Annotated in this window: 15 protein-coding genes; 1 reads left to right on the top strand and 14 read right to left on the bottom strand. The window is 36.9% G+C overall.

Annotated features, from left to right (window positions below; all coding sequences use genetic code 11):
- Positions 1-102: 102 nt before the first annotated feature.
- The 8 genes from ACO1QW_RS05645 to ACO1QW_RS05610 all read right to left on the bottom strand — a co-directional run bounded on the left by ACO1QW_RS05645 (position 103) and on the right by ACO1QW_RS05610 (position 12,469).
- Positions 103-2,919 (bottom strand): PIN domain-containing protein, encoded by a 2,817-nt coding sequence (locus ACO1QW_RS05645; protein WP_486256515.1) that lies wholly within the window; start codon positions 2,917-2,919, stop codon positions 103-105.
- Between the two features lie 147 nt (positions 2,920-3,066).
- Positions 3,067-5,751, bottom strand: a complete 2,685-nt coding sequence (locus ACO1QW_RS05640; RefSeq protein WP_486256512.1) for a KAP family P-loop NTPase fold protein — start codon at positions 5,749-5,751, stop codon at positions 3,067-3,069.
- 24 nt (positions 5,752-5,775) lie between these two features.
- Entirely contained in the window at positions 5,776-6,699 is a 924-nt protein-coding gene (locus ACO1QW_RS05635) for a nucleotidyl transferase AbiEii/AbiGii toxin family protein (protein ID WP_486256511.1), read from the bottom strand.
- Positions 6,696-7,502 carry a type IV toxin-antitoxin system AbiEi family antitoxin domain-containing protein gene (locus ACO1QW_RS05630; RefSeq protein WP_486256509.1) on the bottom strand — a complete coding sequence of 269 codons (807 nt, stop codon included), beginning with the start codon at positions 7,500-7,502 and terminating at the stop codon, positions 6,696-6,698. Before ACO1QW_RS05630 ends, ACO1QW_RS05635 begins: the two co-directional genes overlap by 4 nt.
- Positions 7,503-7,752: 250 nt before the next feature.
- On the bottom strand, positions 7,753-9,738 hold the full coding sequence (mobC, locus tag ACO1QW_RS05625) for a conjugal transfer protein MobC (RefSeq protein ID WP_486256507.1): 1,986 nt from the start codon (positions 9,736-9,738) through the stop codon (positions 7,753-7,755).
- 3 nt (positions 9,739-9,741) lie between these two features.
- The gene (locus ACO1QW_RS05620) at positions 9,742-11,010 is read right to left on the bottom strand and encodes a relaxase/mobilization nuclease domain-containing protein (RefSeq protein ID WP_486256505.1); all 1,269 of its coding nucleotides are present in this window, start codon (positions 11,008-11,010) and stop codon (positions 9,742-9,744) included.
- Entirely contained in the window at positions 10,995-11,390 is a 396-nt protein-coding gene (locus ACO1QW_RS05615) for a plasmid mobilization protein (RefSeq protein ID WP_486256503.1), read from the bottom strand. Before ACO1QW_RS05615 ends, ACO1QW_RS05620 begins: the two co-directional genes overlap by 16 nt.
- Positions 11,391-11,572: 182 nt before the next feature.
- Positions 11,573-12,469 (bottom strand): toprim domain-containing protein, encoded by an 897-nt coding sequence (locus ACO1QW_RS05610; protein ID WP_486256502.1) that lies wholly within the window; start codon positions 12,467-12,469, stop codon positions 11,573-11,575.
- 156 nt (positions 12,470-12,625) lie between these two features.
- On the opposite strand from ACO1QW_RS05610, the gene ACO1QW_RS05605 reads away from it, so the two are divergent.
- Positions 12,626-12,907 carry a hypothetical protein gene (locus tag ACO1QW_RS05605; protein WP_486256501.1) on the top strand — a complete coding sequence of 94 codons (282 nt, stop codon included), beginning with the start codon at positions 12,626-12,628 and terminating at the stop codon, positions 12,905-12,907.
- Positions 12,908-13,211: 304 nt separating this feature from the next.
- On the opposite strand, the gene ACO1QW_RS05600 is transcribed toward ACO1QW_RS05605, so the two are convergent.
- The 6 genes from ACO1QW_RS05600 to ACO1QW_RS05575 all read right to left on the bottom strand — a co-directional run bounded on the left by ACO1QW_RS05600 (position 13,212) and on the right by ACO1QW_RS05575 (position 23,317).
- Positions 13,212-14,276 (bottom strand): lanthionine synthetase LanC family protein, encoded by a 1,065-nt coding sequence (locus tag ACO1QW_RS05600; protein ID WP_486256499.1) that lies wholly within the window; start codon positions 14,274-14,276, stop codon positions 13,212-13,214.
- Positions 14,277-14,289: 13 nt separating this feature from the next.
- A complete protein-coding gene (locus ACO1QW_RS05595) occupies positions 14,290-16,029 on the bottom strand; it encodes a glycosyltransferase family protein (protein ID WP_486256497.1) in 1,740 nt (579 codons plus the stop codon).
- 60 nt (positions 16,030-16,089) lie between these two features.
- Positions 16,090-17,163, bottom strand: coding sequence for an OmpA family protein (locus ACO1QW_RS05590; protein WP_486256495.1), 1,074 nt, complete (start codon positions 17,161-17,163; stop codon positions 16,090-16,092).
- 483 nt (positions 17,164-17,646) lie between these two features.
- Positions 17,647-19,284, bottom strand: a complete 1,638-nt coding sequence (locus ACO1QW_RS05585; RefSeq protein ID WP_486256494.1) for a vitamin K epoxide reductase family protein — start codon at positions 19,282-19,284, stop codon at positions 17,647-17,649.
- Positions 19,285-19,743: 459 nt separating this feature from the next.
- A complete protein-coding gene (locus ACO1QW_RS05580) occupies positions 19,744-21,087 on the bottom strand; it encodes an HlyD family secretion protein (RefSeq protein WP_486256492.1) in 1,344 nt (447 codons plus the stop codon).
- 46 nt (positions 21,088-21,133) lie between these two features.
- Positions 21,134-23,317 (bottom strand): peptidase domain-containing ABC transporter, encoded by a 2,184-nt coding sequence (locus ACO1QW_RS05575; protein ID WP_486256490.1) that lies wholly within the window; start codon positions 23,315-23,317, stop codon positions 21,134-21,136.
- Positions 23,318-23,822 lie beyond the last annotated feature (505 nt).

The following is a 23,822-nucleotide window of genomic DNA, read 5'->3' as shown; positions in this document are numbered from 1 at the left end:
TAACCTACGTCTTGTCCCATGGTATCAAAAAGGTTTTATAGGTTGCTAAATGACGAACCGATACTTTTCAAATAAATGCATCCAAAGAACTTCTTATCTGTTCTATCTGCTATATTCGATAAACAACTCACTAATCCGTGGTTGATGATTTTTAGCCAACCATTTTTTCAGATAAGCTCGGACCTTAGGAGAGGTAAATATTTTTTCATTGTAATACATCGTGCCATATTCGAGAACCCACTGAGGTTTAAATTGCCGATAATTAAACTTTTCAATATTCAACAGCCAGTCATAATAAGGTGTTAGTCCCTTATATTGTTGAAACAGCTGATCGGTCAAATCCAATTTGTATTTAAAAGCCAAGTTTAACAGTTGACTAAGCCCTGTTAGCACAACTTCACCTTGATCAAAAAATGTTCGTTGCCTATCTAATAAACGGTCAGGAGGTTTCTGAAAAGCCTGGCAGTAGATATCCCAAAATTCCCTGAAATCGATCAATTCGTAAATCGCGAAATAATAATAATTATCTTGACTGAATTCTTTCTTGAGGAGTTCCGTTATTTTTCCCTGAAGATCTTTTTTAAAAGTAGGATTAAGGAGCCTGTAGATATACAGCAATAAATCGCTGTGATGTGTTTGTTTACACTTTGGACATTGATTAACAAAATTAGTTACAATAGCTTCATATTGCTTCCGACTTTTAATAATCAACTCGGGAAAATATTTGTTCACCAGGTGTTGCAGAGGCCTTGCGATTTCGCCCTCGTGAAACTGTTCATCGTGTATGATAAGATTTATCAACTCTTTAATAGTACCGGATGATAGATATTTTCCTTTTCTCGACAGAAATTCAGAGAGGTATTTATGTTCGGTTTTGCGGAAGAGTTTTTCATGGCGGCATATACCAAGAATTGCATCCGCAATCTTTTGTACTGTGACAACATCGATTTCAGTAACTGCGACTACGACAAGAAGATTTTGAAATGTCCGTAATTTTTTTTGATGAAAGTAAAAAGCATCACCCGGTATTTTTTCCTTCGCCTTTTCATTCATCTCCCGATAATCCCTAAAAAATTGCAAGGCCAACTGACCTATACCTGTTTTCTTATTCTTATTGGCTTTATAACGGAGATAGGGGATATGCAATTGCCTGAAATATTTAAACACAGTTTCAGGTCCCGCATAACGGACAATCCTAGTCAGTAAATAGTCATCGAAATATTGCAAACGACTGGATTGTTTTTCATTAAACAACCCGGACATAAATAATCCCTCGAGCACTTCCTCAAAGAGGCTGTTAATATCATTTGGATGGTAAAAGATGAAGTTCTTTTCAAGGTATTCCTCGAACTGAGCAAACCTGCATATGAGTATTCGAAGATTTGAATTGCTGCTCCATCCAGTCCCTTGCTGGAGATGATAATGATCGCGTATTTTTCTTAATGTTTCTGTAATATCAAGATGTGCTTGGGTGTAAAAAGATTCCTGCACAAGCCATTGGATATTCTCAATCTCAAACCGTGAACGGTAATGATGCAACAACATCTCCTGCTGTACAGAAGTATTTTCGATCTCCCCTATTCGTGTAGAAAGGTCTGCATCTACAGGTATGGAATATCCGCGCATATAATTTTTTATCCGCTTCAGATTAGTCAGGCAAATAAAGTGCAGGATATACTTCTCTTTTTCCAATGCTGTTTTATACACCGAATAAAACAAACTGAAAGCTTGTGAATAATTACCACAAAGTGCGTGTGAATATGCTTCCCGCATAGTGTCGTGAAAGCTTTCGGATGGTTCTAATTTTAACTGTTGAAAACCTCCAACAAAATCAAAGCGTTGCATCCTGCACCGACTGCAATCACAAAGAGTATTGTAAGAGAACTGAATGGATATTTCGTTTCCCCTGTTGCTGTTCTGTAACGACCCAACAAGGTTTTGATTCAAATAATTATAAATGCCGCCTATTTTTTTTACGTACTGCCGAACTCCTTTAAAATGCGATTTATTCTTAAACCGTAGTTGGTTATTTTTCCCAACTTCAACGGAAGCGAGCAAGTCGATCAGCTCCTTATTATTACTGATAAGGGTATAGCAAGAATAATCTGTATAAGAATCTTTTACCTGAATCACTTTAAAGGGATAAATCCGGTGTAAGAAGTGCAGGGGAACAAATGGCATTTGATCATGATAAGCCTGTAAGGCTTTATCCAGTTCATCAATAAGATGGGCGTTGGGCTGTCTCTCGGCCAGAATAAACTGTTTAGTATAGTCTTTATCTGTACCGCCTTCAGGCTTTCTCGGGGAAGGCAAATCTTCTTGAAATTTGTGACCAGCCAGATGAAAGTTGATAAAATAGTTTATCGTAAATCCGCTTACTAGTAGTCCCGGATGTAACCGTTGCTTGTCTGACGGATCAGAAAAATCCTTAATGTTAGCAGTTATGAAGGCGAATTCGCTGATTCCTTTTTTCGCCAGATATTCGATCGTTGAAAAATAGATCAGGGCATCTGCATTGCTAGTTGCCTTATTGTGAAACGGAGGTAGTTTTTTTCGCTCTTTTTCTACGATATCGGCCATCACCTTTCGACTATACTTATAGTAGATTCCGCCAGTAACCAAAGCTTCAACCCGTTTTAACTTGTCGAGCACATCACTATCTGTCACTCTTTGTAAGAGTGCGGGTAAGACTTCGTCTCCTCCCCTCACAGCACGGGCAGTAGTTTGTTGAGCTTTACGTACCTCCTCAATATATAGCTCTTTTTTGGATGGCCATTCCTGGTCCATGATCACCTGAGGAACCATAAAGCTGACCAAGTTCTCATTCTTCCAATACTCAAGCAATTCCAGCAACTTGCCTCTTTCGTCTGAACGCAACAATTCAATCCAGCAGTTGGTATCTATCAGCAGATATTTCATTTAGATCATAGTCTGATTAATATGGTGAAATAAATAAGGATAAACCTGTTGAAAAGATATTCAGAAAAAATTAAAGCCGATCCTAATGAGAAAAGTTTTTGACCGCGCCTGTTTTGTAATAAATAATTTTATGGGCATTTGACTACCTCAAAATGGTTTCAACAATTCGAATTCAAACTCGATAGGATGGCCTGCGTCATTGTAGGCGTCACGAAAACAAATATATTCTTTTACTGCAGCTTCCTCTTTTTTCAGTTCAACAACCTTATTGAACTCTTCATCAGACCCATAAATTACTTTGTGCCAACCTCCAATATTAAATCCTCCAGATGGTCCGTTTCTAAAAATGTTCCAATTTAAGTAAATCACAAAATCTGAATCAATTAACGTCTTAAGCTTTTCAGTCATTTCAACACCTTTGCCTTCGGGCACAATAACAGATCCATTAACATCTGATTTTTGGAACAACCGTATCGCCTGGTTATAAAATCGCATAATATCATGTGTCAGCCCAGAGGGTTCAAAAAGAGAAGCCAGAAAACTATCTTTAATTAACTCTTTTAATTCTTCATGACTGACTATAAAATCATCGTCATAATCTTTGATAAGTCGAACTGCAAACTCATGAACAAAACCCCATTTCCCTATTTTGGAGTTAAAAAAATAAAGACTTTTAAACAACTCTTTGAACTTTTCTTTATCGCCTCCGTATGTTTCCTTTACTACTTTATTTTTATCATCACATTTGCCACCTAATTTTTCATAAAAGTCTTCAACATTATATGAATGTTCATGATCCGGATTTTGAGGGATAGGTAAAGTGGTAAGGTAGACTATTGCTTTTATGAGCTTTTCGAAAAATTCCTTGTCGCACGGGATTATTACATTTTCCAACTTAACAATCAAATCAGTTGAAATCGCACGGCTGGTATTCCATTCCTCTATTTTTTTCTTCAATGATTCAAAAGGTAATTTTAAAGCAGTTTCGAACTCAACTTGATCCAACCTTCCTTCTAAAGAAAAATCAAAATATCTTTCAAAAGATGATGCCTGAGTTATTGTTAAATGATGATTATAAAGTGTCCTTTTGCCATTAGCTATACCTCTTTGATAGGGAGATGCGAATATTGAATTAACTAATACCAATACATTTTTTATTTCGTCATCGCTAATAGCAAAATCTGCATAGTGAATTTGCAAGTGTTTGTAAAGCTCCGTCTTTTCCAGGTCGCTATTTCCTTTTTCCTCTAATCGAATAAAGAGTTCACCTACAAAATGGTCAAACATGTCATAATCCGTAGCCGTAGTCAGAAATTTACTTCTTGTGTAATATAAAGACTGATATACTGCTGGATATTTTAAGCGTAAAAGACAAATAGAAATATAGTCGGGTAGATAGATATTGTGCTTGATACGATCATAGTTCAGTAAAAAAACATTCATAAATCGATTCACATCTCTGAACGTGGTAATATAGTCTGAAATTTTGGGAAGAATCTCGAAACTTCCAAACAAAGTTGATGAAGGGTTTTCTATATAATCTAAAACTTGCAAATATGATTGCGGTACGTATTTCCTTAAATGGCCCAAGAGTTCGTTTCTATAAACCAATCGATTGGGCTGCAAAGGCAAATAGTATTCTAACTGAAATATCTTCTCCAAATATTTTTCACTTTTATTAATCAGGGCTTCATTTACACTCGCTGTGACATAAGCCTTGTCAAAAGCAACCACAAAAAAAACGCTTCCGAAATTAGCTGTATTTCGAACTATTCTGAGAACTTCAATTACTTCTTTCTTATCCAGCCGATCAACATCATCAATATAAACCACAATCTTCTTCTTTAAACTTTGGATACTTTGGTTTATGATTTCGTATTGCTCGTGAAATTCTTTTTTTTCTGTCGAGAATTCAAAAAGCTGCTTTATGACTCCGAGACTGTTACTGTCTGTAGATTGAAGCAGTTTCTTACTATAATCATTAATATTTGTTTTTAAGGACTCGTCAAATTCAGATAAACGTGCTGCCAAATCTGAAAAGAAAATTGCAGAAATATTTTCACTATTTCTAGTTGCCCAAGGATTAAATCTGAGTTGCACAACCTGTTGTTCTTTTTCGAAAATGTTTTCTAAAGTTGAAAGAAAAGTGGTTTTCCCTGCCCCCCATTCACCGATGATGCCAATTGCAAAAGAATGATTAGGAGAATTTGTCGCAAATATCTTATGTGCTAAGTCCTTGACGTAGCCAAACCTTCCAAGAATATCAGATGATTCCTCCAGAATCAATGGCGTGTCCGTAAAAAATCCTTCGTGTAGAGGTGGCTGATGCTTATACTGCTTAACAAATTTAATTGCATAGAACAAGTAATAACATGCAACTCCAATGATGAAAGATAAAAGGATATCCGCCAAAGAAAGAAAGCTAACTAAATTTGAACGAAACGGAACAAAATCATATCTGGAGGTATCAAAAAAACGAAAGTATAAAAAAATGAACGTGAAAGAAAAAATGTACAGTTCAAGCATTACAGATAAGCGAACAAGTCTTATCCCTTTAATAACAAAAAACAATATAACAGACAGGCTACCAAGTATGCAGATTAGGTCAATGATTATAGACGATTGGCTCAATGTTGAAAACAAAGGTTTCACCAACGCTGCTGAAATAATTTCAGAAAACTTATCCGTAAATACGAGTAGAAATAAAACAAGGAACCCAGGAACTATAATACTTTTACTTTTCCCTTTGTATCTGCTGAGTATATTGCTATAGAATGATTTGGGAGCTCCGGATGGCTTATTGTTGATTGCTTGCGTATGGTATTTACTCATTTTATGACTTACTTTCCTTTCTTATTATTCAATTTCTAATATCACTTTTAACTTATCGAGAGCCTCCGCATGCTTCTTTGCACCTAGTTTATTAAGATTTATAATTTTCCATCGTACTGATGGCAATAGTGATACTGCTTCTGGGTTTTCCAATCCAAGTAAATTCCATTCTGGTTTCATCGATTTAAATCCCAAAAGGAATTGTTTTTCGTCATCGGTTATCGTATCATGGATAAGCTTTACTAACTGCTTTCTTGTTTCCAGTAATTCTTCTAATGTAATTTCCTGCGTGGTCATTCGCACAAATTCGTTTTCATAAATTTCTTTAAGCTCTTTGAAGTTAGGTCTCAGTAATTCTGACATTGGTCGCTGGTGACTTATTAGATATACCAGAAATGTTTTGCGAAAATCATCTGTAAATCCTTCATTTTCCAATAGAAACTTGACATCATATAAATCTCTGGGATGTTGCCGGTCTAGAGCTGCTGCAATTTTACCTGCATACAAATCCGGTAATGAAACTACAGGGAATTCTGCGTACCCAAAATGCTCTGTAGCTATTTTGGAGATAGATAATATCTTTTCACCAAATACTGTTCCTCGGATGACTGGTGATAGCTCAATTTTAATTCTAATCCCATTCTGCTCAACAAGCAATCGGAGAGCTTCACTCTGTTCATGCGCATTTTGTACACGAGACTGTGGAATAGTTTTTTCGATGAGTCGGCTGATACGGGAGAGGGCTGCCCTGATTTTCTCCAGAGCAGTCTTACGATCATCCATCGGCAAATACACAAGGTCAATATCAACAGAAAGTCGAGGTACATCACGAACAAATAAGTTGATTGCTGTACCTCCTTTTAGTGCAAAACAATCCTCTGTCGCAATCAGTGGAAGGACACGAACTAATAGCTGAACTTGTTTATAATAATCAGTATCTACATTCATAACTGCTCAGGAACTGTGATGTTATATTGTTTATTAAATTTCCCGCCTTTTACGATAACACGATTACCCGATCCAAGATTAATTTTTGTTCGATCAATTTTTTTCAGCCAGGCGTAAGTAAAATGGTCAGCCAGCCAGAAAAATAGTCGTCTCATTTTGATTGAATGGCAATTTTCTAAAAGTTCCTGCATTTTATCTGGTGACAAGGTGGTAAGGCCTTGCATAAGTTGATAAGCATGTTCCACTGATATGTATTTTGGCACCCCCGAAATTACCTCCAACAAAGCTCTTTCTGGTCCTGATATTAAAAGCGGAAGGCCGTTATCTCGCCAACTATAGGAAACAGTAAATTGAGTAAGCGAAAAATTAGATGCATTCCCGTCGCCTCTGCCCAACAATTCTTTATTAGAATGTTCGATAATTTCGACTTCATTAGGCGCCTCATGAATCCATTTAGGCAGTTTTGTATAAGAATATAAATGTATCCTCACTCCTCTTTTTAAATTGGCATAATGCCCATACCCCATCAATTCAAGTGCTGTTAATCCTCCGGCGACTACGTCAATCTCAAAGTATTTTTGTAATGAATATAATACTGTTTCCCATGTAGGAGTTGTTCCTGATTTTGCATAAACTCCTTTGGTTATTATGTACAATTCATTGCTTTTAACCAAGTTATCTATTGCATGTCTGTTAAGTTTAAGCTCAGGCAATTTTTGCTGACTAAACCACTTGCGGGGAAGAATCATTCCGTCTCCTATAACATTTGAAATCAAAACACGTCTTTGCTTGTTTAGTGGCATTTTATACTATTTTTATTTTGCGGCGATGAACGCCGCAGTAATACAAATATACAAAGTATTTTTGTTTATAAAATGAGCTTTCCCCGGCGATGAACGCCGCAAAAGATCGCCTATGTAAAGACTTTGATTTAGCTATACCCGATTGGGTATAAGAGTTAAAAAAGCAAACATACTATACCCAAAAGGGTATAGTATAAGGTTGTATTGAAATTATAATTTATTGCTGTGCAAAAATTATAAAATAACGCTTTTAGTTTTTCTTCGAGACTATCCCTGTCATTGCAGGGTCGGTCATTATTTTTTCCATTTCAGCGTTAACTAAATCCTCAACTTCCTGCCGGATTTGAAGATAATTCTGCTGGATCATGGCCGAGGTTACCTCTCGGACAACCGGAATCGGTTTATAGCTATCCTGTTCTCGTTTCAGAGCTTCATGGTCGTTCAGAATTGCCGCATGGAAAGCTTTAAGTTCGATTTTCTGGCCGGGATCATCAGCAACCATTCCTACGAACTCCCCGGAACTTAAGCCGGCTATTTTGGAGGCAGGAATGGCCGAGTCGAGTTGCTTGGAGTGACTGACAGATGTATCGCTCCGGTTAATAGACAAGCTGGTTCGGTCCTGCATGATCTTTCCAAATCTATCGGAGAGCTGCTTGGCAGTTTCTCCCGTCACCTGTCCGGCAATAACATTACCGGTGATGTTCATGATCACGTCGGCTTGGTCTTTTCCATAATCTTTCTTGAGCTGGCTGAAATCCTGCACACCCAAAGTGGTCGCCACTTTATTACTCCGGGCGGTAGCTATCAGGCTGTCCATATTATTCAGATAAATCGTAGGGAACTCATCAAACACCAGACTTGATTTTTGCTTTCCTTTTTTATTGACTGTTTTGATCAGTCTTGACACATACAATGATAGCACAGCGCCATACACTTGTATCTTCTGAGGGTTGTTGCCCATACAGACAATTTTCGGAGCGTCAGGGTTATTTATATCCAGTGTAAAATCATTACCGGAAAGGACATAATAAAGTTGCGGCGAAACGAGTCTTGCCATTGAAATTTTAGCCGAAGCAATCTGTCCTTCCAACTGTTCCATTACATCATTCATGTAAGCCGACACGAAAGGATTTATCAATGCTTCTATTTCTTTTTCTGCTTTCAGGATAGTAAACAGTTTATCGTAATCAACCTGCATCAGCTCAATCACATGAGGAAGTGTACAAAATTCACCATCGTTGTATCGACGCAAGAACCAGATAATAGCTGTGAGAAAATTGATCGGTGATTCCACAAAAAAATCTCCTTGCCGTTTGATCCATTCCCTGTTTAATCCCATGAGAATTGTCCTGGCTGATTCAGAAGCATCTGTGATGTCAAGCATGTTTTCTTTATCGAGAGGATTGCAACGATGCGTGCGTGACAAATCCTCAAAGTTGATTACATAAAAATTTGGTGGGACTGGGTAACGGTGTTTGTATTTCAGATAATGGTTATAAGCAATGACGGAGAGATCATCAAACTTAAAATCATAAACAAACATGGAGAATCCTTTTTGTATATGCTGTGTGATGACATGTCGGATGACAAAGTAAGATTTACCTGACCCTGGCGAACCTAATACTAATAATGAACGAAAGGGATTGATAATATTGATCCAGCTTTTCCGAACCTTCCCTTTCAAATGATATTGTGCAGGTAAGTTGATTGAGTATTCATTTTCAAGTAACCGTTCTTCCTGCGGGAATGTTTCATTTTCTTTATTGAAAATGTCGTTACTGTTTAATTTCTGATGAATGATCCGGGATAGCAACCCACAACCCGTGAGCACCATAAGAAACCCAGTTATAGTCAGCAGCATATAAACCAATGCCACGGTAGTAACAGCATACTGAATAAACAAACTGAAATAGCTTCCGAAATAAATCAGTGAACCGGGAATGACATAAGCAAAAGCTGTATTGTAATTCAGCTTTTCATCTTTCTTTCCCCTTGCTCCCATCAGTGAAATAATCAATAGTCCTAAGGCGATCAACTTGCCAGTATTAAACTGATTGAACAATCCTGTATTACCAATATTGAGCAGCAAGCGATCAGAAAGATCCGCTGTCAGTTTCCATTCCTCGAATGCTTTATAACAATAGAAATAAAAATGCAATCCTATTACTACAATACTCATGAGCCGGGTCATGTCTAAAATTTTTCTCAGCCCCTGTTCATTCTCTCCTGTATGCATGACTTATAGGTTTAATCGTTTTTTCTTTTTACCACGTTTCTTTTTCTTCAACTGCCAGGGAACATAATCAACCATTCCTGCAGAGGATCGATCTTCCTTTGACAATGATAAATCCAGTTGCTGCGAACGGGAAACTGCTGCATTATGCGAAACCTCTTCAACCTGCCGGGTGTTTTTCTTTTCACCAGCAACAACTACAGCATCCGGCGAATTACCTACAGCAGCAACCCGTTCGAGAATGGCTTTGGCACTATATGTCTTTCCTATATCGCTTCCATTAAATACACATTTGGTTTTATGATCCACGTAAGTAATTCCGTAAATCATCCCTTCTTTATTCTGCCGCAATACAACTGAAATATTTTCCTTTGCTAGGGCATTCACTAATTGCTGCAAACCACCTGCTGATTTTTTCAGTAAAGTAAAATCTATTGTCGATTTGATTCTTCTGGCAAAGGGCTGCTTTAACTTCTCATTTTCAACAAACCGCTGTTCCAGATTTTTAAACGTAGGCTTCATATAAAATGAACTTGCTTTCAGTGGTGGGCTAATTGGTTTTCCGTTATCATCAAGTACCCGATAAACCAGTCCCCCTTTCTCATACATCACCGAATCTTTTTCACCACAATCAGCCTGCACATTATATAGTTTCAGGATGGCGTTCAGTTCAGGCAGTGAACTATACTTGTACTGGTTAATCACCAATCCTAATACATTACTGATAGCTCTCTTCGTAGATGACCTACCGTAAGCCACTTTCTGTGCGGATACCGGGATCAATTTTATTTTATCATCCAGTTTTTTTTCCTCTGCTTTCACTAACCCAAATTCAAGTTCGATTTCCTTTCTTGCTTTCTCCGATTGATTTCGTCCAATATTGTGCATGGAAATCCGGCTGCCATCACATTGAATGTTCGTGCTGACAATATGAATATGAGGATGACCGGCATCATGGTGTCTGTATACCAGGTAGGGTTGTTGACCAAACCCGATTTTATCCATGTATGATTTTGCTATATCGACCAACTGTTCATTTGATAATTGTTCAGAAGAATCAAAATTGAGCGATGCATGCAGCACGTTGGTGACAGCTCTTTCATTCAATGAAGTGAATCGTTCAAAGTACCGTGTCTTATCCGAAAAACTCAACAGTGCGGCCTCCTTTAAAAAGTTCTGCGCCAACAAAATTTCAGCTTCCTTTTCACGGACTTTGTGCTCGTTATAATTAAGCACTTTCGACAGACTTTTACTGGTATTTATTCTTGCAACCATTTGTCCGACAATTGAGCAATTTGAAAATTGATTTCAGCTACTTTATTCATAAATAATTCCTGCTGCCTTTCACTCGTCTCAGTCCATGATTTTATCTCTGGAATTCGGTCCATTGTATGGAGTTTTTTCACAGATTGATTGTAGTTATTTCCGATTGCAGAAAGCTCATTTTTGAGAGAGATAAACAATGCCAGCATGTCATCGAGAGATTGATCACGGGTGTAAACTGTTACCGGTTTTTCCAGCAACACATAACGGATATATTCACTCAGTTTTTGCTTCGTAGTTGTCCTGAAAGACCGTATGATCTTATCAAATTCCGTTTCTGAAAAACGGACAGTTACTTTCCTTGTACGGTTTATCTTTTCATTTCTCTTCATATTCATTCACACATTTAAACCATCTACCCGAAGCGATCCCGGAGCGAAAGGGCCACCGTTTGCCCGACAAACGTACATCTTTGCCATGCCCACAGACGGGCATTAAACTCCATTGAAAAAGATCTTCAAAACATTTGTCCGACAATTGCATTCGCAGTTCTTTATATTTCTTCTTTAACACATTACATAGATTTTCCAAGCCCATTCTTCATGGACTTGCCAATATGCTGTACCCATTCATTGAGATCTTTGTAGCCTTTATACAGACTACTTTCATCTTTGTATTTTACGCTCCACGACAATGCCTGTTCTATACAATTTTGTCCGGTTTTATCGCTATCCAGGAATAAGTAAATGCGGTCATGTTGTTCCATATACTCCCGGCTTTTTTCAAAAAAAGAAGTTGAGTTCAGGATCAAAAAATTGAACGCTGAAGGGTGTTGATTAAGGTTAATCGTCTGGTAAGAAAGGAAGTCAAAAAACCCTTCAAAAACAACCAGTTCTTTATTACTGTTTCGAATACTTGTAACAGCCTTGGGTGCAATACTTCCTTTGTACCATTGATTGCGCAGCTCAAACCCGCCATGATCGTTCTTAAAACCGATGGCGGTATAGACTTTTCCATTCGTTGAAAAAGTTATTTCACAACAATATTTTTTTGCAATAGATTCTGCTATCCGGCGCTGCTTGAAATACCGCAACAGTGACAGTGAAATAATCGTTCTTTCTGATAAAAGTTGAATGGAAGATTCTGCAGGTTCTGAAACTGATTCAACTTGCTTTGGCGGGTGAAAAGAAAACGTTTCATTCAGTTTGGATAATAATTCTGTAATTGAACATTTATGATACAGCAACCCGAAATCGACGAGGTTACCTCCATCCCCACGTCCGTGGTCATACCAAACATTTTTTTTACGGTTGATTTTAAACGATGCTGTGCGCTCGTTTCTTAGCGGAGAATGATACCAGTAATCATCCTTCTTTATTTTTTTGGGCGTATACCCCAGCAAAGCAAGATAATCGACCATATCAATTTGCTTTGCCTGATCAAACGTAAGACCATTTGTTCTGACACTCATACTTCACAATTTTCAATTATACAATCAGGTAATACTGCAAATTAAACATTGATCACCTGGCTTGCGATCCCCTGTAAATTTGATAGAGGAAGAAACAGAATGTGCTATCTATTTTTGAATCGTGGAAATGGTTTGTGAACAAGAAAAAGTAAAGTTATGATTGCAAAAAATGATGTAGCAAAATTATATGATACTATTCTCAGTATCCCCGGCATGAATGATGACATAAAAGTAAGTTTGAAAATCTCACGTAAGAATTTGCTGCTGCTGAATAAAGTAATTGAGAGAGGGTTGAATGGAAAAGATAGTGATGATAAGTCAGCAAGTGTTTTAGATACCGTTTCAAAAGAAACATTCCAGGAACTATCTGAAATTGCAGTAGAATTGCTTAGCAAAGCAGGCTTGACAGAAATGAATGAGAAGTTAAAATCGTTTTGATAACACTTATATGTCATCCTTTTGAAAGATCTATCCGACTGATTCAGTTCCTTTGACAGCCCATGATGACCACTCGCTGTGCGTTCGGACACTTAGCTTATAACATTTCTATTGCATAGTGGGCTTTGGCGCAAGGCCCGCAATAAGGATTACATACTTTGACTATTTTATTTCTTGCTAAGGGATTTCCCTCAGGACAATTCCTGTCCTTTAGGCTCACGTTGCAGCTTTCTTTCATGTTATTACGGACCTTTAAAAACCTTCGATCATACTTTAGTCGAACGTATCATGTGCTGTACGAATTTCAAATATTGAGTAAAAGTTCATTCCATTTATGACATCCTTTTCTTTGGATGTTTAATGTTGTCAGCAATAACTCCCCATTGCCGCTCACTAAAACAGGTGGTGAGATGTAAATCAATTTTTCCAACTTTGCATTAACAGAAAATGAATAGCTTCTTTTTAAGCCCAATTCTTCGAAATTCAGGATAAGTGACAATTGACGTATTTGAGATTCTGGAGAATTGATAGAGGGATATAACTGTAATAGGCAATCCAGGTAAGAAACACTCTTTGCTTGCCAGGGTTGACACTTATGAATAATTCCTGCTAAATAATAGCTATAAGCTAACGTTTGCAACTGAATTACTTTTTGGTCAGATAGAAGCGCTTTTTTTTCAATACTAGTTAATAAAACCTGGTCGGCAATTTTTACTAATTCATAAAGAGTATCTTCAATAGTTGTTGTATTTAATCGAATAGGCAAGATTTTACTTAGTAAGATTAGGGCGTGGCATACATTGACTATATCACCGTCTAAACGTTTATTCTTTATAAAAGAATCAAATTCCAATAGGGGGCTATCATTTTCTACAATTTTTGTCCTCAACTCGTCTGTAAGAATAACAAGACATTCCTGATGGCAAATGGTCTTAAACCTGTGAGTTCCTCGATTGATATTTTGATATCTTTTTAGAAAATAGGCAATTTTTCCTAACGTTCCATTTTGCAATGAAAAATTATTGTCCGGAGCATAGACGACAGCCTTATATAATGTATCGTCAACATCTTCCAATATTTCATCTGTATTTCCCTCAATAAATCCTTCCTGTACCAGCCATTCTATAGCAACCCCTATCCCGGCCAGCCCCTTGCCATAACCTAATTCCTGCACATTCATAATATTGTCACCAATATTATCCAGTAACGATTGAGCGCTCTCCTTATATTTTTCATCTCCGGTAAACCGGAACAATATAAAATAAAGTATTGCCCATCCAGCTTTTCCATCATTTAATCCATACGATTCAATTTTATGGTGATTTTCTTCCAGCGCCTTACCAATCATTTTATCAATTAAAAAATCCATATCGTGTTTTTATTTAAGATTTCTTGATCCAACTCCAAGTACTAATGTAACCTAACAGTTCTTCCTTTCGCATAGAAGAAACTTTGATATACTCTTCCATCAATTGCATCCGAAGGTTTAAGTCACAATATCCCGAATTTGTACTACGCGTATGAGGGAGATGAAACAACGGGCCGCTAATTTTTTTCGTTACGTGTCCTAGAATTTTCATACGTTTCAATCGTTCAACATCTTCCGGCCCCCAGCTACCGATTTTTTCATTTTCCATACCTGCAGCAACAAATGCTTTTTTATTTAAGAAAACTGCTCCGCCGCAAGATCGTTTACAAGCAGCTGAAAATTTTCCTTGGTTGTAAACCAAAACCTCGGGGTCCAGTATCTTACCGAAGATGGCCTTGAATATTCTGTCAACGCCCACGACAGTGCCATCATAGGGTGTTACAAAGTCTGCGTCACCGGATCGCAGAACGGAGACAGCTTTTTGAATCTGATCGATTTCAAATACAGCATCAGAATCATAAAGAACGATGTATGGAGTTTTGGCAATGTGAACCATTTGATTGTTATACATCGTACGCCGGAAAAGTGTCTGGTTATCTGCAACAAAGTGATGAGCGCACGTCGATGGAAGTTTCCCTATATTTACATGAGATTCGATGTCGGCTTCCAGGATGATGATATTGGTATCAAAAAACTTATCCAAATAATTAACAACTATTTGCAAATTTTCAAGTCGATCTCGTGAATCAATTCGTACCGGAATTAAAAAACTAACATCTCTAAGATCTACTCTTTCCTTTTTCTTTTCAAGAACTAATTGGCCAATTTGCTGAATAAGAGGAAGACTGCATGAGGTGTGATCGATAGTAGCAAAGTCAATATAATATGGGGGGTAGTGAACATAATTCCCCTTAAAAAAATATTTCTTCCAATCCATTTTATACACTCCTGCATAGTGAAGTATCTTCTTCTTAAACCAATCATCAATTTTATTTTTTGGCCAGCAGAAATCAAGTTCCGGATGAATTTCTACTTCATACCCAAAATGCCATGCATTCCATAGGACGGCCCACATGTCCGCACACCAAGATTGAATACCTTTATAGGTAGATTTCTTTTGTAAGGTTTTTAAGTAGTGCGCATCGCTTTCTACGTTGTTGTGAGTTTCCAATAAGCTATACAACGATATACAATCCCTTTCCACCTTATCCCAAAAATCATAAGTAGTATTTTTTAACAAGTATTGTGCACCACCACAATTTGCGTCATTTGTTTCAACCAAATTTGTTGATACTCCGACGGTTTTGCACATCGTTTCAAACAAATGATTGTTGGCGGTTTTCTTAATGTAGAAACTGTCAAGATAATTCCTGGTATCTGAAACATACCAAGTAGCCCCTCTCAACATAGAAGAGAAATCAGGCAGCATTCTAAACAAAATATCTGAATCGTGATAAAATACAGGAGTTTTTTGTAAATCTGGGTAGGTTAATATATGTTGTTTGATTAGATGCGGACGAACAGATGAAGGATAGTCCCTTATATCTCTTTCAATTGGATAAGTAAAGAAAGTTGCTCCCGTGTTTTCTGCAATTAAATTTCGAAATTCATCTGCCAATCCTTTTACAGGATTATATCCAATTAAAATATGAATACTCTCCTTAGAAATACCTACCTGGCGAAAGTTTAAGATTTGCAACTCCAGTTGCCAATAAAAATAATAATGATCAGGCTGGGCCGAAAGGAATATCATTGTAATTCAAAAAAATTATAGCTCACAAAGTTTGTTGGTATTGCTGAAGTGAATAGTTTCTTATTGGGCTTTGTATTTAATAATTATTTCAGCTCGCCTGTTTAGCTCCTCTTCATTATACTTGGTGGATATCCCCATACCTTTTGCAAATATTAAACTCGAATCTTGAACAAATTTTGAAAGGATGTAATTTTTAACAGCTTCTGCTCTGGCATGAGATAATTTCTTATTGTATTCTAACGAACCTGATTTGTCGGTGAACCCTGATATGTGAATTACCTGAATAGAAGCTATGTCGATTGCCTTAAAAATCGAATCGATCTTTGTACTATCAGTTAAAATTGACCGATCAAGATCGAAATTTTCAATACCTAGAGAAAATGTATCAGCGCTCACTCTAATTTTTTCAGGCACTTTCACTGTATTGGTTGGTGCAGACGCGGGCTTTTTTTTGATGTGTCTGGTTATATCCGAATAAAGTGAATCTTTGATTGATTTGAGGTCGCATTGGATTTTATGTTGCGATGTCAGACTAATCTGGTCAATGTAATATTCCTCAATTCTGATTTTGCCAGTATTTGCTCTGCATGTTGTTGAGGTGTCAAAATTTCCCAGTATTAAATAATTCCCATTTAAAGGGACAACGCATGAAATTTCAACCTCATACCATCCATTTTTATTTTGTTTTATCATTGCCTGAGACAAATCTGTGTGGTTACTGATAGAAAGCAATGTATCGTTCTCAGATCTTATCAGGTTATCAATAAAGGCAAAACCAAAACTGGTTCGGTTAAATGAATTATGTGGAGAATATAAATAAAATTTTAGTGACAAGGATTCGCTTTCAGAAGGTTTGCATAATACTTTTGTCTGCCAATATTTTCTTGCTTTTCCTTGACTACTTGCAATCACAAATCCAAGACTCTGTTCGCCTTTGAACGGTTTAACTATGTTCTTAAAATAACCAGAGGGCCAATTACTCACTGAAAACCAACCTGAGGGACTGCAAGGGATTTTGCCTTCACAATAATTTTCATCTTCAAATGAAGAATTGGCAATAAGGTTTTGCGCTGTTATTTTCAATGCAGGTATAAGTAGCAAAATAAAAACTGTGATGGCCTTCCGGTACGTCATTATATTTTATTAAAAGATGAACATTAAAGGAAAGAATACCACAAGTTGTGGCATTCTTTCCTGATTTCTAATTAAACACACCCTGACGCAGTGTCGCAGGTTGCAGTACACGAAGCCGCATGGCCATTAGCAACTACTTGCGCACAGTAAAAATCGGCTTCTCCTTGGGGGTCCAGGCTAGAAACTTGAACGTTGTAAAGATAAGTTGTACCTGTGGAGCTAGACTCCAATATCGGACAATCGAAATAACATGGACCACTTGTCGTTGTCTCATTACCGCCGAGGATGTTCTTCAACTGTTCCCTGGTCAGTACTTCATCCGATCTGAGATCTGAATAGCTCAATTTCAGTTTCTTCATTTTTTTGTTTTTTAAATTTTAAAATTATTGCTCTCGATTCAGCCCGTGAAGCAGTAGCGGCTAGACTTTCCATGTAGAGGCGCCTTCCACATGTACTTGACTCTCGGTACCAAGCATTTTCATTTCAAGTTGATAACAAATATTTGAGATCTTGAATCGTGTATACTTGCGGCAATTGATAACCATTTACAAAGTATGTTGGTGTAAAAGCTATTTCAGTTTGCCTGCACCATTCACTCATGTCTTCTATTTTTTTCTCTTGATTATCGATTTGATCAATACCACTAAATCTTGAGGCGAATTCCTTATAATCTTTTTTAGGGCTATTGTACCAGCCATCAAGGGCCTGATGAAGAAGGTCTTCATCTTTCTTTTCCGCTATTGCCAATAAGTGTTTTGTCGGATAGGATCTGGCATCCGCATCATTGTTTGAAGCAGTAAAAATAATCCTGACCTGTGCGTTCGGACACTTAGCTAATAACATTTCTATTGCATAGTGGGCTTTTGCACAAGGCCCGCAATAAGGATTACATACTTTGATTAATTTATTTTTTGCTAAGGGATTCCCCAGGACTATTCCCAGTCCCTCAGGCTCTCGCTGCAGCTTTCTTTCATGTAATAACAGACCTTCAAAAACCTTGCGATCATATTTTAGTCGAACGTAATCACGTTGTGCTTCTTCATTAAGTTTCGCTGCCTTTAAGAAAGATCTAGTCATAAACCATCCAATTGCCGGAAGAAGTAATGAGAAAACAATTACAACGACTTCCAATATTAAAGATGGCAATGGTACTTCTCTGAGGTAATCAGAAAAAATAAATGTTAAGAACTCCAAAATTAACAACAATTGCACTAGTAAGCATAAGACACACCACTGCCTCGCTACCTTCCATTGGTAGTAAATTGAAAAAAAAGTGTAAGGCAATGCAACCACACTCAACCATGTTAACAGATAAGGGGAAACGGATAAAAGGTTCATAATTAGCATACCAATAAATCCAGCGGAGAAATATATAAATCCTACCTCACTCCAGCTAATACCTGGTATTAATTGCGAAGCCTTGGAATTCAAAATACTTTTACAATTTGTCTTCTTTCCCGCCTGACATACTTTCGCAAGATTAGAATTAGTATTCCCCAACTGGTATGATAAGAGGAACCCGGAAATAAGTACTCCTAAAAGTTTAAGTGAGAGTAAAAACATTTCCGGCAATCCCTTTACTCCTGTTTGTAAAAATATGTTAGTCGTTGCAAAGCCCCATAACAGTATTAGCAATAAAAAGGCTGCAAACTTGGACACTGCTCCAATGAATTCTGTCTGTCGTATTTTTTCAAAATCAAATTCTCCTGCATTTATTTCTGGCTCTGCTAACATTACTATTCCCGTCCATTGTTCAACAAAATCCTTTTCATCAACTGTCCGCCATTTTGGTACTGTTAAATCAGAAACAATTATTTTTCGTTCACTTATTTTTTTTACGGTAACAAAGAAACAAGTCCCTCCATTATCTATCTGTGCGATAAATGGTAAGGGGAGTTCGTGCAACTTATTTTTCGAAGTCACATTTATTGAAAAGTTACTAATCTTCCATGTGTCTAAAACATCTCCAATACTCAATAGACTTGGATAATCAGGGTGTTCTTTTAATTGCTTGCGGATTGTGGATTTCGTTACATCTACTTTCAGTTCTTTAACCAGTCGTTCAACTGCGTTTACGCAATTCTCTTCTGGAGAATTAAAGATTAAGGGAAACAATATCATATTAGGTCAGACTGAGAATTTAAGAATACAAATTTCAATACTGTCAGTCTGAAATATCAAGACTAAGCCTAAACTTTCCAAACGATGAAACTTTATACTGAAATTCGATTCTCATTGAATTCGCTTATAAGAATTAAAGTACTAACGAAGCCTCCTTTAATTCTTAGGAGATCTTCATTTTTTAGCTTTGAGTCAAATAGCTTTTCAACCATCTGGCCTTCTTCTTGGTAATAATAAGTTTGCCGCTGCCGGCAATAACAAATAGGAAATCCGAGTTCTCGCATTTCCCTTAAATATTCATTCAATACGCTTCGACTAAGGGAAACTTTCCTGGCAAATGACTCTTGATTGCCTGTAGCTTTTCGTCTAATTAAATTATCCATCACTTGTATCCTCTTCAGATATCTAATAATTGACATAATTTTAATAATTTATATTCTGATATTGAAATCTCATTCGTTAAATTTCAACAGCATTAGTTGCTGACTTTACTTTTTTCGTCTTGGGTCGATTTAAAATTTTCCGAAATGATGATAAAAATTTATTGATCAATCTTGTTTTTCCAATGATAATTTCAGCTGTGCCGGTTAAACCGTTCCGTGACAAAATGGTTTGATTCATATCCGTGTGTAAGCCATTTTCAAATTTAATTCCGATATAGTATTGATTTTCTTTATTTGGAAAATTGGAAATAAAAGTTATCCGTCCCTTCAATTTCCCGAACTCCTGATATGGAAAACCGGTCAGACTTACCAACACAATTTGATCGAGTCGAACTTTACCGAAGTTTTCCTGCGGTACTAGTATTTCCCCATAAAAATTTTCTGTCGTGGGTATAATATAAAACAACTCACGCCCAATTGTAACTTCTTGTTTTTCCTGCAATAAAACGGGAAATGAAACTCTTCCAGCAATAGGTGAGATCAACAGGTATTTTCTTTTCCACTCATCCACCTGACTAATCAAAGTGTTTAATGCCTGTAAAAAATGACTCTTCTGGGAAGTATACTGTTCTTCCAATTCAATAATCTCATGTTGCTTTTTTGAAATTAAGGTGTTGTTATTGCTAATAGAAGAACGTATATTTTCAATTGGCAGCCGCTTACTCAACAATTTACTTTCTTCCTGTTTGTATTCCAGCAGGGGTATCACTTTATCCTCAAACAACTTTTTTCTGGCGGTAAAATCAGCTTGAGCAATTTCTAGTTCTTTTAGATTTATCGCTTCGGTTTTAAGTAAACTTTCTTTTAAAATGGAAAGGCTGCCCAGTTCGCCCAAGAGAAGATTTTTTTTCTTTGCATAAATACCTTGACTTAGATACGCATGTAATTGGAGATATGATGCAATAAATACTTGGTAAGCGGATTGTAATTCTCCCAGTTTCCTATATTTCTCTGGCTTTTCTGTGATTAATTCATCCCATTTGTCATCTTGGATTGCTTTCCAAAATTGCTGTAGCTTGTTTGTTAGTCCGATGATCTCCAAATGATCCGCATTACTTTCCAGATAACCTAATATGCTGCCTTCACTTACCCAATCATTTTCTTTTGAAAAGATTTTCACCAGTCTACCGTCAACTCGCGCAACTACAGATTTTGGAGAACTTGTTGCCGTTAATGTAAAATCGCCGACAATTACGTTGGTGTGCATTACAACAAAACTTGTTGAGATTATCAAGGTAAGGGTCAGAAGAAATACAGATGTCCCCCATCTGGTAATTCTCCTAGGTGCCTGCCCGACGATTTCTTCTACTTCTTCGCTATAGATGTTAGGCAATTGATTTTGCTGAAAGTCCGCAGGCATAATTAATTAATCTTTTTTTGAAATGAATGAAATATTCTACTTTCTGTTAAACTCCCAATTCTAATTGATTGGCGACCAATTGATAATAGTTTCCTTTTTGTTCTGTTAGTTCATCATGTGTTCCCATCTCAACGACTCTACCTTTATCAAGTACAATAATCTGGTCTGCATTCATAACGGTACTTAGTCTGTGTGCAACTACCACAACTGTTCTGCCCTCAAAAAAAGTTTCAAGATTTTCCATAATGACACTTTCATTATTAGCATCTAAGGCGTTTGTAGCCTCATCAAAAAATATGTATTGTGGATTTTTATATACCGCCCTAGCGATCAATATTCTTTGCTTTTGACCCTGACTTATACCATTACCTTCTGCTCCAATTTTTGTGTTTAGTCCCATTGGAAGAGAGTCGATAAATTCTTGAATGTTTGCTATCTGAACAGCCTCAGTCAATCTAGTCCAATCAGGATATTCATCTCCGACGGCAATATTATTTGCGATCGTGTCTGAGAAAATAAACCCTTCTTGCATTACGACACCACATTGCTTACGCCAATATGCAGGGCCTATATTTTCCAATTTTCTCCCGCCAATCTTTATTTGTCCGTCAATGGGGTTATAGAATTGTAACAGCAATTTTAATAAAGTGGTTTTACCGCTACCGCTTACGCCCACAATCGCTGTTGTTTTTCCTTGGGGAATCTTGAAATTAATATCCTGTAACACTAAATTGTTTCCGTGCCCTGGATATCCGTAACTAAGACGTTTTAATTCAATACTCTTTTCAGACGGTAAATTTTGTAGCAGATGATTATCCGCAGGTTCCTCGTCTTTCATTTCATGTATTTCGTTAACTCGCTCCATACTAATTTTTGCATCCTGTAATGATTGCATAAATTGAATGAATTGCTGCACAGGGAGATTTAGTTGCCCTATAATATATTGTATTGCCAGCATTGCTCCGAGTGAAATATTACCGTCAATCACAGCTTTTGCTGAAAAAAAACTTACAAGAATGTTTTTTGTTTGATTTATAAAGAATGCCCCACCTTGTTGTGCCTGACTGAATGTTAATGACCTCACACTTAACTTAAATAACTTTGCCTGAATGCGTTCCCATTCCCAACGTTTTATTCGCTCACAACTATTTAGCTTTATTTCCTGCATTCCATGCACCAATTGAATTGTTACATTTTGATTGCGGGCGGAAATGTCAAACCGTTCAAAGTCCAGTTCACGCCTGGTTTTCATAAAAAGCAAGACCCATAAAAAATAGAATGCACTTCCCCCTAAGAAGATTAAAAATATCCTTATATCATACAGGACGATTACAAAAGTGTATACAATGAAGTTGATGATTGAAAAAGCAATGTTTATTGTCGAACCAGTTAAAAAAGTTTCAATTCGTTTATGATCGCCGAGTCGCTGCAGTATATCGCCGGTCATTTTTGTATCAAAGTAAGATAGCGGCAGCTTCATCAATTTCATCCAGTAGTCGGACAGAAGTGACAGGTTGATGCGGGTACTGATATGAAGTAATATCCAACTACGAACAAACTCTACTACAGTAGATCCGATTGACAACATTAGTTGGCCAAGCAAAATAAGATATATAAACTGGATGTCTTTTGCAGCAATGCCTTCATCGACAACAGCCTGTGTAAAAAAAGGAAAGACAAGTTGCAGTATAGTTCCGGCAGCCAACCCAATGAGTAACTGCGCAAATAATTTTTTTTGCCGAAAGAAGTAATGAAAAATTCTACGAAAATTTACTGTTTCAACTTTTCCATCTGCCTCAGAAAGGCTAATTGTCGGTTCCAGAATTAGCACCACTCCCAATTTTTCTTCATTATTTTGGGACACTACCCATGACCGAAGAAAATCACGAACGTCATATGTAAGCAATCCCTTTGCAGGGTCTGAGACGTATACTCTCCCTCTCCTTATTTTGTAAACTACGATAAAATGATTTTGTTTCCAATGTATAATGCATGGTAGAGTTGCTTCTTTTGCAAGTTTTTCAAAATTAATTTTAACTGCGAGAGTTTTGAATCCTATTTGCTCAGCTGCTTCTGAGATGCCAAGCATAGAAACACCATCCCGGTTGATCAGGCATTTTTCTCGCAAATATTGCAGGGCAAAATTTTTGCCGTAGAATTTAGAAATGATTCTTAAACAACTCGGACCACAATCCATTGCATCCAGTTGCTTGTAAAAAGGAAACTTCATTAATAGTGTAAATTGAGTAGTGCAGTGAAAAATCTAAAGTGATAAATTGCTACTTGGATAAAAAATCGGCGTAAAACACGAACGCATAAACCATAACTGCAAAAAGTAAATTTCCAAAATACATACCATAGGTTTTATAAAGCCGAATTTACATCTAATTTAATCTCACACGAAACATACTCAGAATGAGCACAATCGTTTGCGCAATAAAAAAACTACTGACATTCTCCAATGTGTTTATCGACAAATAATCACTTATAAACTTTTAAGACACGGTTATATTTACAATCGGCTCGTCTATATAATTAAAGCAGGAGTTGCGATAATTCTTAAGAAAAACACAAAATAAAATGCTGATATTTTCAAATTCACAATAGGCAACACTGCAAATTAAAATTTGACAACCTAGCTAACAATCCACTTGTAATTTGATAGAGGATCATATAGGAAGGGCTATTCATTTTTGAAAAGTGAAAATGATCTGTAAACCAGAAAAACAAAAATC

The organism is Lacibacter sp., from assembly GCF_057361365.1.
This window is presented reverse-complemented; position numbering and strand designations above follow the sequence as displayed.

What these genes read in the sequence shown, in the direction of transcription:
- ACO1QW_RS05645 (WP_486256515.1), bottom strand. Translation starts at nt 2,919, where the DNA reads ATGAAATATCTGCTGATAGATACCAACTGCTGGATTGAATTGTTGCGT.
- ACO1QW_RS05640 (WP_486256512.1), bottom strand. Translation starts at nt 5,751, where the DNA reads ATGAGTAAATACCATACGCAAGCAATCAACAATAAGCCATCCGGAGCT.
- ACO1QW_RS05635 (WP_486256511.1), bottom strand. Translation starts at nt 6,699, where the DNA reads ATGAATGTAGATACTGATTATTATAAACAAGTTCAGCTATTAGTTCGT.
- ACO1QW_RS05630 (WP_486256509.1), bottom strand. Translation starts at nt 7,502, where the DNA reads ATGCCACTAAACAAGCAAAGACGTGTTTTGATTTCAAATGTTATAGGA.
- mobC (WP_486256507.1), bottom strand. Translation starts at nt 9,738, where the DNA reads ATGCATACAGGAGAGAATGAACAGGGGCTGAGAAAAATTTTAGACATG.
- ACO1QW_RS05620 (WP_486256505.1), bottom strand. Translation starts at nt 11,010, where the DNA reads ATGGTTGCAAGAATAAATACCAGTAAAAGTCTGTCGAAAGTGCTTAAT.
- ACO1QW_RS05615 (WP_486256503.1), bottom strand. Translation starts at nt 11,390, where the DNA reads ATGAAGAGAAATGAAAAGATAAACCGTACAAGGAAAGTAACTGTCCGT.
- ACO1QW_RS05610 (WP_486256502.1), bottom strand. Translation starts at nt 12,469, where the DNA reads ATGAGTGTCAGAACAAATGGTCTTACGTTTGATCAGGCAAAGCAAATT.
- ACO1QW_RS05605 (WP_486256501.1), top strand. Translation starts at nt 12,626, where the DNA reads ATGATTGCAAAAAATGATGTAGCAAAATTATATGATACTATTCTCAGT.
- ACO1QW_RS05600 (WP_486256499.1), bottom strand. Translation starts at nt 14,276, where the DNA reads ATGGATTTTTTAATTGATAAAATGATTGGTAAGGCGCTGGAAGAAAAT.
- ACO1QW_RS05595 (WP_486256497.1), bottom strand. Translation starts at nt 16,029, where the DNA reads ATGATATTCCTTTCGGCCCAGCCTGATCATTATTATTTTTATTGGCAA.
- ACO1QW_RS05590 (WP_486256495.1), bottom strand. Translation starts at nt 17,163, where the DNA reads ATGACGTACCGGAAGGCCATCACAGTTTTTATTTTGCTACTTATACCT.
- ACO1QW_RS05585 (WP_486256494.1), bottom strand. Translation starts at nt 19,284, where the DNA reads ATGATATTGTTTCCCTTAATCTTTAATTCTCCAGAAGAGAATTGCGTA.
- ACO1QW_RS05580 (WP_486256492.1), bottom strand. Translation starts at nt 21,087, where the DNA reads ATGCCTGCGGACTTTCAGCAAAATCAATTGCCTAACATCTATAGCGAA.
- ACO1QW_RS05575 (WP_486256490.1), bottom strand. Translation starts at nt 23,317, where the DNA reads ATGAAGTTTCCTTTTTACAAGCAACTGGATGCAATGGATTGTGGTCCG.